This is a genomic window from Larkinella harenae (assembly GCF_054780515.1).
In genome coordinates, this window is the sequence record NZ_BAAGWE010000002.1 from 1,016,903 (window position 1) to 1,030,455 (window position 13,553).

8 protein-coding genes are annotated in these 13,553 nt (G+C 53.0%); 1 reads left to right on the forward strand and 7 read right to left on the reverse strand.

Features of this window, described 5'->3' with window-relative positions; translation table 11 throughout:
• Nucleotides 1-6 precede the first annotated feature (6 nt).
• The 5 genes from ACYVH9_RS15455 to ACYVH9_RS15475 all read right to left on the reverse strand — a co-directional run bounded on the left by ACYVH9_RS15455 (nucleotide 7) and on the right by ACYVH9_RS15475 (nucleotide 9,108).
• Nucleotides 7-345, reverse strand: a complete 339-nt coding sequence (locus ACYVH9_RS15455; protein ID WP_460637263.1) for a PadR family transcriptional regulator — start codon at nucleotides 343-345, stop codon at nucleotides 7-9.
• Between the two features lie 257 nt (nucleotides 346-602).
• On the reverse strand, nucleotides 603-3,224 hold the full coding sequence (locus tag ACYVH9_RS15460; RefSeq protein WP_460637264.1) for an ABC transporter permease: 2,622 nt from the start codon (nucleotides 3,222-3,224) through the stop codon (nucleotides 603-605).
• Nucleotides 3,225-3,316: 92 nt separating this feature from the next.
• Nucleotides 3,317-5,974, reverse strand: coding sequence for an ABC transporter permease (locus tag ACYVH9_RS15465; RefSeq protein ID WP_460637265.1), 2,658 nt, complete (start codon nucleotides 5,972-5,974; stop codon nucleotides 3,317-3,319).
• 69 nt (nucleotides 5,975-6,043) lie between these two features.
• The gene (locus tag ACYVH9_RS15470; protein ID WP_460637266.1) at nucleotides 6,044-8,668 is read right to left on the reverse strand and encodes an ABC transporter permease; all 2,625 of its coding nucleotides are present in this window, start codon (nucleotides 8,666-8,668) and stop codon (nucleotides 6,044-6,046) included.
• An 89-nt stretch (nucleotides 8,669-8,757) separates the two neighbouring features.
• Nucleotides 8,758-9,108 carry a PadR family transcriptional regulator gene (locus tag ACYVH9_RS15475; protein WP_460637267.1) on the reverse strand — a complete coding sequence of 117 codons (351 nt, stop codon included), beginning with the start codon at nucleotides 9,106-9,108 and terminating at the stop codon, nucleotides 8,758-8,760.
• Nucleotides 9,109-9,324: 216 nt separating this feature from the next.
• Here ACYVH9_RS15475 and ACYVH9_RS15480 point away from each other — a divergent pair, with 216 nt between their 5' ends.
• Nucleotides 9,325-10,560 (forward strand): alpha/beta hydrolase family protein, encoded by a 1,236-nt coding sequence (locus ACYVH9_RS15480; RefSeq protein ID WP_460637268.1) that lies wholly within the window; start codon nucleotides 9,325-9,327, stop codon nucleotides 10,558-10,560.
• A 2-nt stretch (nucleotides 10,561-10,562) separates the two neighbouring features.
• Here the strand turns inward: ACYVH9_RS15480 and treA are convergent, their stop codons facing one another.
• Nucleotides 10,563-12,134 (reverse strand): alpha,alpha-trehalase TreA, encoded by a 1,572-nt coding sequence (gene treA, locus ACYVH9_RS15485; protein ID WP_460637269.1) that lies wholly within the window; start codon nucleotides 12,132-12,134, stop codon nucleotides 10,563-10,565.
• A gap of 183 nt (nucleotides 12,135-12,317) precedes the next feature.
• Nucleotides 12,318-13,436 carry a mannonate dehydratase gene (locus ACYVH9_RS15490; RefSeq protein WP_460637270.1) on the reverse strand — a complete coding sequence of 373 codons (1,119 nt, stop codon included), beginning with the start codon at nucleotides 13,434-13,436 and terminating at the stop codon, nucleotides 12,318-12,320.
• Between the last annotated feature and the right edge of the window lie 117 nt (nucleotides 13,437-13,553).

Consider the following 13,553-nt stretch of genomic DNA (forward strand, 5'->3'; position numbering starts at 1 on the left):
GTCGTTTTAATTTCCCATTAGTTGCAGCGTCTGCGGGGGCAGCGCATCCCACAATTGTTCCCGGACGTGTTTCACTTCGACCAGTGCTTTGCGGCCCGCCATCGTCACCGTAAAAAACCGTTTCCGCCGACCTCCGCGTTCAGCCGTGGCACCACTCATTCTCGACGACAGATATCCTTTTTCTTCCAGCCGCTGCAACGTGGTATGAACCGTACTGAAGCCCACCACCCGGCCCGTTTTCCGCTCGATTTCCTGCGTAATGGTGACGCCATAGGCGCTTTCGTCCAGAACGGCCACCGTCAGTAAAACAACCTCTTCAAACTCCCCCAAAAAAGCCCTTTTCATGGCGCTTGTATTTTATACGATAATGCCGAACAAATGGAATGCCAAGTAGAAAAAAACCGCCTGGAACGGTTTTAAATGACCTTTCCACGTGCTAATGCCATAGAAAGGTGTCCGCTTTTGGACAACAGGACGTACCAAAACGGACAGGAAGATGAAGGATTAGAATTAGACGGATTCAGGGATTAACTACGATTCACTTTTATAGCGCATCAATCCCTGAATCCATGTAACCTCATCGCGTTGGGGGCTCGATCAGGCTAGTCCGTTTTCAGGCTCTTTACCGGATTAGCCAGCGAGGCTTTGAGCGATTCGTAAGAAACCGTCAGCAGGGTAATGAGAACCGTCGTCAACAGGGCCAGGGCGAAAATCCACCAGCTTAACGCGATCCGGTATTCGTAATTTTGCAGCCAGACACGCATGATCCAGCCGCCCAGCGGGGCCGCCACCAAAAAGCCGATCAGCGCCAGTTTGCCAAACTCCCGGCCAAACAGCCAGAGCAGTTGCGACCGCGTAGCCCCGAGCACTTTCCGTACGCCAATTTCCCGGGTCTTTGATTCGGCCATGAAAACCACCAAGCCATAAATGCCCAGACAGCCGATCAGAATGGCCACCAGCGAAAACGCCTGAATAAGTGCCAGCAGAATGCGTTCCGTGAGGTAAAACTGATTCACCAGCTCGTCCACAAACGAAGCCCGGTAGACGTTTTCCGGAAATAGCTCATTCCAGACTTTCTCAACAGCCGCCACCGTTGCGGGCAAATTGGCGGGAGACACTTTCAGGGCCGCCATCGAATTTTCGGTGTGCAGATTCAGCAACGCCGTAGCCGGAATACTGCCGTGCATCTCGCCCAGTGAAAAATCATTCACAACGCCAACCACGGTTTTTTCGGTCCCAAAAACCGTCAACCGTTTCCCCAGAATCGCACCGGGAGACGGCAACCCCAATTGGCTGATAAGCGCCTGGTTGACCAACACTTCGTTATTCGTGGTATCGTTCGTTCGGAAATTTCGCCCGGCGACCAGTTTCAGACGAAACAGCGGAACGTAATCTCGATCCCCTACTTTAACACTGACCGGAAACTTCTCCGGCTCCGTCCGGCTGTCGTACGTAAACGGAACCGGTGGGCGCCGGTGCGAAGCGGGCGGAGAGCCGCCCAGCGCGACCTGCTCCACGCCGGGAATCCGGGCCAATTGCTCGCGCAAGGTTTGCTGCTTGAGCGGATTCCGAGTGGGCACCGGAACCGTCAGAATAGATTCTTTATTGAAGCCCAGATCGGCCTGTTGCAGATGTTTCACCTGCTGCGTCATAACGATGGCACCAATCACGAAAAACTGCGTAATGAAAAACTGCACCACCACCAGTGCCCGCCGAACCGACACACCGCCCACCTGCTGCGTAGTCAGCCGCCCACGCAAAGCCGCCACCGGGTTAAGTCTCGCCAACACGACCGAAGGATACAACCCCGCCAGTAAAATGACACCCATAATCAAACCGCCAAACCACAGCAACGAATCGGGTCGAAACACATCCAGAACTGAGAGATCGGCCCGCAATACCGCCAACGCGTTATTCAGCAGCGGTACATTGAGTTGAGCCAGCAACAGAGCCAGCCCCACCGCTCCCATCGTAACCAGGGCAGTTTCGGTCAGAAATTGCCCGATCAGTTGCCCGCGCGTACTGCCTACGGCTTTCCGAACGCCCACTTCCCGCGACCGCCGAATAGCCCGTGCCGTAGCGACGTTGATGAAATTGATGCAGGAAGCCACCACCAGAAACACACCGACGACAATCAATGCGTACAAAATGGGCCGGGGAGCGCTACCACCGTACTGCGGATTGTGGTTCAGATCGCTCAGCGGCAGGGCATGAAAATCCAGCAATCTGGCATCCTGTTTAGACAGGTATTTCTGGCCAATAGTCGGAAAAGCCTGCGCCAGTCGCTCCACGGGCGTCCCTTCGCGCAGGGCCACAAAACAAAGCGTGCCGGGATTACCCCACTGCTCCATCAGGTGTGGATTTCCCGTCAGGGTGGGTAACGTGCTGTATGAAACCAGCATTTCAAGGCCAAGTTTGGTATTGGACGGCGGATTTTTGATGATGCCCGTAACCGTCAGACTCGTCTGGTTGTCAAACTGCAACGTTCGGCCAATGGGGTCCAGGCCATCAAAATACCGTTGGACGTATCGTTCCGAAAGAACGACCGTGTTGGGGGCTGCCAGTGCGGTTTTTGCATTGCCTTTAACCCAATCAACATCAAACACCTCGAAAAACTGGGGCTCTACAAAACCGACGTTTCGGGATTCTTCAAACTTTTTGGCCAACCCGCCTTTGCCATCCGGTACGCCAACGATTTTCCCGAAAGCCAGCTCCAGGCGAACCGCGCTCTCCACAAACGGAAAATCCCGGCGCAGCACGTCACCCAGCGGTCGGGGCGTCGCATCACTCGGAACCACGTTTTCGTGCTTCACATCGGTTACAATCCAGTAAATACGGTCGGCTTTGGCATGATAGCGGTCAAAGCTGAACAACCAGTTCACCAGCAGAAAAATCAGCAGTCCGCTGGTGAGTCCAATAGCCAGTCCGACGGTGCTGATCGTGGTGGAAAGACGGTTGCGCCAGAGATTGCGCAGGGACGTTTTAAGGTAGTTGTTTAGCATCATCTGTTTACGTAAAGAATAGTCAGCGGTTTTTCGTTGAATGGCGAACGGTTTCAGAAACCCCAGCACGTCGCGCCAGTACCGCAGCCGGGCGCGTCGTTCACCCACCCGCCGAACCTGGTAAGCAAACTCCTCGTGCAAATCCCCCTGCACCTCCTCCAGTCGGTCAGCAGCGCAGAAGAATTTCAAAAACTGGTCGGCGGAACGGGGCGGAAGGGGCATCAGCAAGAATGATGAGTTAAGAGTGATGAATGACGAATGGTACCGAATCATCACAGTATGACCGGCTGGTAGTAGTACACTTTTAACTCTTATCACTCCGAGCGCAACGAGCGAACCGGGTTTACCAGCGCGGCTTTGATGCTTTGATAACTGACGGTCAGCAGGGCCACCAGAACCGCCACCAACCCAGCCAGCGCGAACACCCACCATGACAACTCCACACGGTAAGCAAAATCGGCCAGCCACTGGTTCATGGCGTACCAGCCCAACGGGGTAGCAATCAGGATGGCGATTCCCACCAGCCGTATAAAGTCTTTGGACAGCAGGGCGACAATGCTTGTAACGGATGCTCCCAAAACCTTCCGAACACCGATTTCTTTGGTTCGCTGAAGGGTTGTGAAAGCCGCCAGTCCGAACAGGCCCAGGCAAGCGATGATCACCGCAAGCCCCGCAAAAATGCCAAACAGCTCCCCGATCCGTTGTTCGGACTGATACATCTTGTTAAACCGCTCATTCAGAAACGAATAAGAGAAAGGGCTATCGGTTTCGACTTTCCAGCTGTGCTCCAGTTTTTTGAGCAGGGCCGGCAGGTCGTCCGTACGAATTCGCAGCGCCAGCTGGTAATTATCCCCACCGTACTTCATAATCAAAGGCGCAATGTGCTGGTGCAGGGATTCAAAATGAAAGTCTTTGGTGACGCCCACCACCGTATAGGTTCGTCGGTCGCCCGGGCTGCCGTTACCCACGTTGACAAGGCGCTGCCCAATCGGGTTTTTCCAGCCAAACTGCCGAACGGCGGCTTCATTGACTAGCACTGCAGCGCTGTCTGTTGCAAAAGCTCTGGAGAAATTTCGCCCCTGGGCCAGGCCAATACCCAACGTTTTTAGATAGTCTTCGTCGATCCGGTAGGTTCTCAGCCGGAAGGGGGTGGCTTCCGCCGGAGCGTTGGCATCGCTAAAACCGTCGACACCGTTGTTGGAATTTCCCGCCGGTACATAACCCGCCAGACTAGCGTTAACAATCTGCGTCTGCTTCGCCAGTTCGTTTCGGAACGCGTTCAGTTTGTCACCCAAAACGTAGGTGTCGTGCAAAATCAACACCTGTTCTTTGTCAAAACCGACTTTTTTGTTCTGAATAAACCGCAGTTGCTGATAAACTACCAGCGTGCCGATAATCATACCGATGGATACCACAAACTGAATCGTAACCAGGGCGTTCCGCAGCCAGCCACTCCGCATTCCGGCTTGCAACCGTCCTTTCAGCACACTAACTGGCCGGAACGACGCCAGGAAAAAAGCCGGATAACTCCCCGCCAGCAGCCCCACCAGCAGACAACCCGCCAGCGTGTAAGCAATCATTCGGGCGTTCAGCAGTGTTCCCAGTTCAAACTCTTTATTGGCCAGTTGATTGAACGTCGGCAGCACGGCAGCTACCAAACCGAAGGCCACCAGCAACGCCAGAAAGGTAATCAACATCGATTCGGACAAAAACTGCGCCATCAGTTGCTGCTGAACGGAACCCAGCGCCTTCCGAATACCAACTTCTTTTGCCCGGTTGGCCGACCCCGCCGTGGAAAGGTTCATGAAATTGATACAAGCCAGCAGCAGAATAAAAACCGCAATGGCCGAAAAGATATAAACGTATTTTCGATCGCTGTTGGGCTCGAGCTCACCCTCCCAGGCCGACCCCAGATGCAGGTCGGTAATGGGCTGAAACTGAAACCCAAACCGGTCTCCTTTCCGGAGGTATTCGTCGTAGCTCATCCCCAGAAATTCCTGTATTTCGGGGCCGATGTATTTCCGGATAATCTGCGGAGTCTGGGCCGCCAGCTGCTCAATCGGATAGTCCTTCCGGAGTAGAAAATACGTATTGGCTCCGCTCGACAGCCACTTTTCGCCGGAGCGAAGCGAGCGGAAGGAACCAAAAAAGTCGTAGTGAAAGTGCGTATTGGATGGCACATCCTGGCAAACGCCCGTGACCCGGAAAAGGCCCATTGTTCCCATCGTCAGGCTTTTACCAATGGGGTCCTGATTGCCAAAGTACTTCCGGGCGGTTGATTCCGTCAGTACCACGGTATTGGGTTCGGTCAAAACCGTGGTACGATTTCCTTTCAGCAACGGAATCGAAAAAACCGTAAAGAAACTGGAATCCGTAAATACGACCCCTTCTTCTTTGAAGCTTTCCTTTCCCTGTTTGATTACAAACGTTCCTTGTTCTTCCAGCCGCGTGAAGGCTTCCACGCCCGGATAATCGTGCTGGATGGCGGGCCCAGCGGGTGAGGGTGCATACGCCATGTTGATCTCCTTGCCACCCATTCGTCCGTGGAGCGTCATGCGGTAAATCCGGTCGGCATTTGCGTGGTAGCGGTCGTAGCTTAGTTCATGCTGTACAAACAGGACAATAAGCAGGCAGGTTGCCAGACCAATGGCCAGACCAACAATGTTGATGGCCGAAAAACCTTTTTTTCGCCAGAGATTCCGCCAGGCGATTTTGAAATAATTCTGAAGCATAGCGAACGGAACGTTTTTTTGATAATCTCCTGATGTTCTTTTCCTGGCAAAGGGCCATCCAGCCTGGGGCCGAATGAACCCCAGCACGTCGCGCCAGTACCGCAGCCGGGCGCGTCGTTCACCCACCCGCCGAACCTGGTAAGCAAACTCCTCGTGCAAATCCCCCTGCACCTCCTCCAGTCGGTCAGCAGCGCAGAAGAATTTCAAAAACTGGTCGGCGGAACGGGGCGGAGCAGGCATAATGGTGATCTATGAGTGATGAATTTAGGCTGTCGGCCTACGCTTGCTTTACTTTTAATTTTTAATTCCTTATTCCGAGCGCAGCGAGCGAACCGGATTGGTGAGCGCAGCTTTGATGCTCTGAAAACTCACCGTCACGGCAGCCACGATGATTGTTGCCAGCAGTGCTATCGCAAAAATGCCGGGCCCAATGTCAATGCGGTAAACGAAATCCTGCAACCAACGGCTCATTAGCCACCAGGAAACCGGCGTCGCGACCACAAAAGCCACGGCAATCAGTCGGGCGAACTCTTTACCAAATAGCCACAAAATCTGGCCAATGCTGGCTCCCAGCACCTTCCGAACCCCAATTTCTTTGGTTTTTTGCGCAGCCATGAACAGAACCAGCCCGTACAACCCCAGGCAACCGATAACGACGGCAATACCGGCAAAGAAGTTGACCAGTTTGGCCATTGTTTGCTCCTGGATATAATCCTGCTGCAATTGCTCGTCAACAAATTGAGCCGTGAAGTAGCTATCCGGATAAATCTGGTTAAAATTCGCTTCAAGCTGCCGAATTACGCGCCCGAAGTTACCGCTGTGCAGTTCCAGGTTGGCGTAGTGATACCGAGACGCCCAGGTAGTCATAAACACGGGCGCAATGGTATTTCTCAGGTTGTTCAGATTGAAGTCTTTCAGCACCCCCACGATTTCAAGTCCTCGTCCGTTATGGATAAGCTTGCCCAGTACCTTCGCTGGGTCACGAATTCCCAGCGCCTTGACAAATGCTTCGTTCACCAATACTTCCCGCGAGGTGTCGGCGGGTTGCAGGTTGCGCCCGGCCAGCAGTTTCAAACCGTATACATCCACATAATCGGCATCGATAAACCGCTGCTGGGTAGCGAATTTTTCGGGCTCGGGACGGGTATCAAATTTGATCATCGTCTGACTGATCCAGCCCGACTGGGGTGGCCCACTGACGGAATAACTCACCTTTTTCACTTCCGGAATGGCCATGACCTGCTGCCGGAACCGATTCATTTTGCCGATGTCCTGCTGCGGCAAATCGGGGAGCCTAACCGTTAGAATCGCCTGCTGGCGGAAGCCCAAATCTTTCGTCTGGATGTATTGCAATTGATTCGCCACAACCACCATCCCGACAATCAGCATCTGGGAGATGGCAAATTGGGTGACAACCAGACTCCGGCGAACGGAAAACCCGCCCATCTGCTGCGTGGTGATTCGACCAGCCAGCGCGAGCGCCGGTTTGAAGCCCGCCAACACCAGCGCCGGGTAAAATCCAGCCAGGAAAATGACTCCTACCATAATCAGCGTCAGCCAGCCAATAACGGATGCATCGTAGTAGAACGTAAACCGAAATACGCCGTGTAACTTTTCCTGCGCAAATTGCTGGCCGATTTGAAAAAACAGCAGCGCAATGGTCGTTGCGGCCAGAGTCAGCAAAGCGGTTTCACCGATAAATTGCCAGAACAACTGCCCACGGGTACTGCCCAGCACTTTCCGGACGCCCACTTCCCGGGAACGATTCAGCGCCTGGGCCGTGGCCAGGTTAACAAAATTAATACTGGCCGTCAGGATGAGAAAAACGCCAATAGCAAACAACGACCAGATCAGGCCCTGACTGACTCCGCCGGTATCGGTCGAGAAGTGAATATCGTGCAACGGCTGCATCAGAAATTGGGTATCCTTCACGCCATGCGGCTTGTATTTCTTCACGAAAGCCAGCATCTGGCGATCCCAGTCGGCTTTGGTAAAACGGCTGTTCAGGCTCACAAAGCACTGGGTATCGCCATTGATCCCGTCAAAATCTTCGGGAAGCGAATGCCCGTAAAACTCCTTCAGGCTGGCCCAGGAAGCCATAATCGGGTAAGCGAAATCGGTGTTGTCCCGGTAATCTTCAAAAACGCCAACAATCCGGGCATTCAGTAGCGCATTGAGCCGGATCAGTTTACCGATCACCTGCGTTGTACCAAAGTATTTTGTCGCGTTTTCGGCACTAATCACCACGGTGTTAGGCTGCGCCAGTTCGTCGGATCCACCCGCTACCCACTGATAATCAAAAATTTTAAAATACGCCGGCTGAACGAAAGCGCCCAGCTGGTGCGCTTCTTTGAACTTTCGATCAGCTTTACCATGCTCCGGTATAGTCACCAGAGGATCCCGGTACCGATCAATCATCGCAATGGTTTCGATCTCGGGATAATCGTTTTGGAGTGCCCTCCCCAACGGGTAAGGAACGCCAGCTATATTAAAATTTCCTTCGGGCGTCACAAACTGGGTGGTTACCCGGTAAATATGGTCGTGCTTCTGATGGTGTTTATCAATCGAATGATGGTAACGCACCAACGCAAAGATCAACAAGGCCGCCCCGATTCCCAATGCTAATCCGGCGACATTGATAAAGGCGTAGGTCTGGTTTTTCGTCAGGTTGCGCCAGGCAATTTTCAAATAACTTTGGATCATAAACGGGGTTACGAGATTACTAGTTAAATGCTTATTTGATAGTCGCTTACGCAAAAACCGTGGCTTTAAAAACCCCAGCACATCGCGCCAGTATTGCCAGCGTGCCCGCCGTTGGCCCACATGCCGTACCTGATAGGCAAATTCTTCGTGCAAATCACCTTTCACCTCCTCCAGCCGATCGGATGAGCAGAAAAGTTCGAGCAATCGATCGGCGAAATGGGGCGGTTTCAAACGAGTTATAAATTATGAGTCCGGAATGAAGAGTTAGGGAGGGTAAGGCGACAGTGTTTCTTCTCAGTCATGATACATTCATTTTTAACTCACAACTCATAACTTTTCACTCCCAAAGGTTTGAATGGATTCAGCAGGCGGGTCCAGAAACTGGCGCGAACTTCCTGAATTTCCTCCAGCGTCCGCCGACCGTAGGCCGTGACGGTAAACAAGCGTTTCCGCCGTCCACCGCGCTCAGCCGTGGGTTCGCCCATTTCCGACTTCACCATGCCTTTGTCTTCCAGCCGTTCCAGCGCCGAATGAATCTGATTCAGCCGTACTGAGCGCCCCGTCTGCTCGATAATTTCGTGCGTAATCGCCACGCCATATGCCCCCCCCTCCATGACAGCGACGGTTAGTAAAACGATCTCCTCAAACTCGCCTAAATAGCTGCGTTTCATCACGATTAATTAGTTCTATTTTTGCTGATCAAATCTCTTGCCAACTCCCGAAAATAGCCATAGAAGTCCGCCGAAGCGGGTTAACCAAAAAACGTTGTACGATTTCGGACAGTTTTTGTCCGGTTGCGAACAAACCATTCAATGTTTAAAAGCAGTATGCCAGCCGGATTTCCGGCTTTCGTTTTTAATTCCTCACCCCATTTGTCTGCGACCACAATGAAACCGTTGTTCCTGCTTTTCCTGCTCGGTATTACGACGGGCTTTGCTCAGAAAAAAACCGTTCCGGTGATTGATGCCCGCGTACTCAAAGTCGATTCGTTGTTGTGGGACTTGAAAGCCCTGAGTAAAGCCCCGGCAGCCGAGTGGCTAACCCCGACTGGAACCGTTCGCAAGCTGCGCTACCAGAGTGTGAATTACGAAGGACGCCCAACGCAGGTGTTTGCGTATTACTCCAATCCGGACCTGATCCGGGGCAAGGCGCCAAGCAAACACCCGTTTCCGGGTGTGGTGCTGATTCACGGCGGAGGAGGTAAAGCCTTTAAAGAATGGGTGGAAAAATGGGCCGCCGACGGCTATGCCGCCATTGCAATGGATCTGGCCGGGAAAGACGACAGCAGCCAGAAACTGCCGCAGGGTGGCCCCGATCAGGGCGATGTAGACAAATTTTTCAAGCTGGAAAAAGCCAATTTAAACGACATGTGGACTTATCAGGCGGTATCGAGCGCCATTCTGGCGCATTCGCTGCTGCTGAGCCTGCCCGAAGTCGATGCGTCCCGAACGGCGGTGACCGGCATCAGCTGGGGCGGTTACTTAACCTGCCTCGTGGGTAGTCTGGACAATCGCTTCAAGGCCGCTGCGCCGGTTTACGGCTGCGGGTTTTACAACGAATCGGATGTTTTCAAGAAACCGATCAGCCAGCTTTCGGCGGGCAGCCAGCGAAAGTGGATGAAATTTTTCGATCCGTCAACGTACCTGCCGTTTGCCAAACCCCGGTTTTTATTCGTGAATGGCAATACTGACCGGTTTTACAACGTCGTGCCGTACCACAAAACGTACAGCCTGGTGCCCGCCAGCCAGCGAACGATGTGCCTGATTCCAGACATGAAGCACGGTCACGAAGCGGGCTGGATTCCCCACGAAATCCGGTATTTTTTTGAGAGTGTGCTCAACGACGGTGTTCCACTGGTACAGGCGGCACCCGTAACGGTTCAGGACTCAACCCTACGGTTTTCTTATCAGTCGCCGGTTTCCATCCTGACGGCCGAATTTCATTATTCCAACGATACCACGGCACTGAATGAACAGCGGGTCTGGCTGAAACAGAAAGCAACGGTTGATGAGAAAAACCGTACCGTCACCAGCCCTATACCAAAAGAAGGATTCAAATACGGTTTTTTCGCCCTGAAAGATCACCGGAACGTATCGGCGTCAACGGTGTTTCTGCTACGATAAAATCAGGATTTATTGGTAGCCGGTGCCTTCCCATCGCTGTCCTGCATGGCCAGGTAAATTCCGTTGGTCCAGCCAAAACCGTCCTGGTTGGGATATTCTCCCCCACCTGCTGTCAATTCGGTATCCACCACGTTGTATTTTTCCATCATTTTACCCGTCTCCCGAAATACCTTATCATTGAGCGCCATCCAGCGTTTTTTTATGTCAGCGGCTGTTTCTGTAAATCCATACCTCAAAAGCCCCTGATACGTAATCCACTGCAACGGTGCCCAACCATTCGGAAAATCCCACTGCTGGCCGCTTTCCTGAAGCGTTGACACCACCCCGCCTTCTTTCAAAAAGTCTTTTTTGATGTGTTCATGAACGTGAGCCGCCTGCTCATCCGTTGCCAGTCCGAAGAACAACGGAAACAGGGCCGCCAACGACCATATCGGTGTCGACTTATGCAATACAATGTCGTAATCCATAAAAAACTGCCGTTGGTCATCCCACAGGTAGGTAATGATTGCCTTGCGCCGTGTTGCTGCTTTCTGCCGGTAATGTTCACACGGCTCTCGAAACGAACGCTGGAGGTAAGCGTCCGCCAGGGTCAATTCCACATCGTACAGCAGACAGTTCAGATCCACCGGAATGATATCCGTGGTATGAATGGTGGCCAGGCGCTCCGGATCGCCAAACCAGCGGCAACTAAAGTCCCAGCCCGATTCGCAGGCCGCCCGGATGTGCCGGTACAACGTTGTCGGCGAAATTCGGTACGGCGCGGCTTCGTGAGCCAGTTCCACATCCTCGCGGTAGGATTCGGGGCGGGGGGCCGCCATATCGTCCCAGTAACGATTTAGAATACTACAATCGGGCAACAATACCACGCGTCGGAAAGAACCGTCCTGATCATCGAGCCGGAAATAACCGTCCATCCAGTAATTGTATTCTTTCTGCATGTGCGGCAAGTAGCGAACCAGGATGTCCGGACCGTCAATTTCAGCCAGCAACCGAACCATCATCGCAAAAAACGGCGGCTGTGACCGGGTCAGGTAATAGCTCCGGTTGGCGTTGGGAATGTGGCCGTAGGTATCAATCAGATGGGCGAAATTCTCGACCATGTTTCGAATCAGTTCGTTCTCACCCGACACCCGCAGCCCCAACATGGTAAAGTAGCTATCCCAGTAATAAAGCCCCCGAAAGCGTCCACCCGGAACAATATAAGGCTTGGGCAACGGCAACATGGAACAGAGCGGCTCGGACTGTCGCCGGAAAAGCGGCCACATCTGGTTCAGGTGTTCCGCCGTTGGCAACGACTGGTCGCTGGTATGATCCGTTTCCAGGTTCTTCGGTAATTGAAAATAGGTATGGACAAAATCCGCTAGCTTAAACCCATCCTGGTGTTTTTCAATTTCGTACTGATTCAGAATTTCTTCCGGTGCCCGCCGGGGGTAGCAGTCGGCGAAGGTGATGGAATCGTCGAACACCGGCTGCATCTGGACATCGTGAAACAAAGGTCCGAATAGCTGATCGGGGGGTAATATGGCGGGTACTACATTGTATACGTGAGATGAGTCTTGAGATGGTTCTGTCATAAAAATGAAGTCGGAGTTTATTCAGTAAACCCCATAGAACCGGGTTGGTTTATGAATTGTCGTACTGCCCGCTTCCGGATGAGGCAGAACAAGAGGCCATTTGGTCTGACCGCCCCCCCTTCTCTGTATGAACCCGAAAGCACAAAATGGACGGACGCATCCATCGCTACTGGCTCCTCATGCTTACGCTTTTTGGCGGCTGACGGCTTCCAGAAGCCCGCGCATGTAACCCAGCGCATACAGGGTACCGATGGTACTGTAACCGGGATGCTGGTTGCTGTCGCCAAACATGGTCGGAACGTGGTCCGGGCGAATGGGCCCTTTGAAACCGATGTCGTAGTAGGCTTTCATGCTGGCGTACATGTCAATGATGCCTTCGTCGTGGAAGGTTTCCTCAAAGGCAAACTTGTCGCCCCGGACGTTGCGAAAATGCACAAAATGGATTTTCTTCCGTTTCCCGAAGTACTCGATAAGGTTCGGAATATCGTCGCCCATCAGCGCAAAATTTCCCTGACACATCGTAATACCGTTGCTGGGGCTGGGGTGAAGTTCCAGCAATCGTTTGAAGGAATCGACGGTGTTCATGATACGGGCAATCCCACGAATACTGTCTACCTGCGGATCATCGGGATGCATCGCCAGCTTCATGCCGACGTTCTCGGCTTCCGGCACCACGGCTTTCAGAAAATATTCCAGGTTTTTCCAGAGCGTTTCCTTTGATACGTCACCGTACTGCGTCGGCGGCAGTTTTTTAACGGCTTCGTAGTCAAATGCCGTTACCAACGCCCCACCCCGACCGGGCTTATCATTCTGCGTGCGGTACCAGCCGATAACCGGCATCCAGTTGTAACAAATTGTATCAATCCCAACCTGCGTCAGGTTTTTCATGAGGGTAATGAAGTTTGCAATTTCCTCGTCCCGCCCCGGTAGTCCCAGCTTCGTTTTTTCACCCAGCGATGGTGGTCCTTCAATGACGCGTAGCTTCAACCCGACCTTATCCCAGGCTTCCTTGACCGCCCGCACGGCTTTGAGCTCCCACGGCTTCACCTCGTGAAGTCCTGCCAGAGCCGGGTTGATGCCACCCACGGCGCCCAGCACGTCCATCTGCTTCGTGAGGGCAATTTTCTGTTCCTCGAACCCCCAGAAATAGGCCTCGCACAATTGCATCCCCGCATCCCGGACCACCTCGGTCGTTGCCCTGTTTTTCTCAACGAGTGACGGAATAGGTGTGCCGCCCCCAACGGTCAGGGCAGCCAGAGAAGTACTTTTCCGGAGGAAGGTTCTGCGGGAATTCGGCTTCATTGTCTTGAACGGAGATTATACCGATGAAAGGATAGACGGGAAGTAAAATACTGCTGGCGGAGCTCGGTATAGTTGATCCGTTAGCGGGTCTTTCAAACCTGAACACAGTTAAATGTT

Coding starts and splice junctions, on each gene's coding strand:
- ACYVH9_RS15455 (WP_460637263.1), bottom strand. CDS start 345: ATGAAAAGGGCTTTTTTGGGGGAGTTTGAAGAGGTTGTTTTACTGACG.
- ACYVH9_RS15460 (WP_460637264.1), bottom strand. CDS start 3,224: ATGCCCCTTCCGCCCCGTTCCGCCGACCAGTTTTTGAAATTCTTCTGC.
- ACYVH9_RS15465 (WP_460637265.1), bottom strand. CDS start 5,974: ATGCCTGCTCCGCCCCGTTCCGCCGACCAGTTTTTGAAATTCTTCTGC.
- ACYVH9_RS15475 (WP_460637267.1), bottom strand. CDS start 9,108: ATGAAACGCAGCTATTTAGGCGAGTTTGAGGAGATCGTTTTACTAACC.
- ACYVH9_RS15480 (WP_460637268.1), top strand. CDS start 9,325: ATGAAACCGTTGTTCCTGCTTTTCCTGCTCGGTATTACGACGGGCTTT.
- treA (WP_460637269.1), bottom strand. CDS start 12,134: ATGACAGAACCATCTCAAGACTCATCTCACGTATACAATGTAGTACCC.
- ACYVH9_RS15490 (WP_460637270.1), bottom strand. CDS start 13,436: ATGAAGCCGAATTCCCGCAGAACCTTCCTCCGGAAAAGTACTTCTCTG.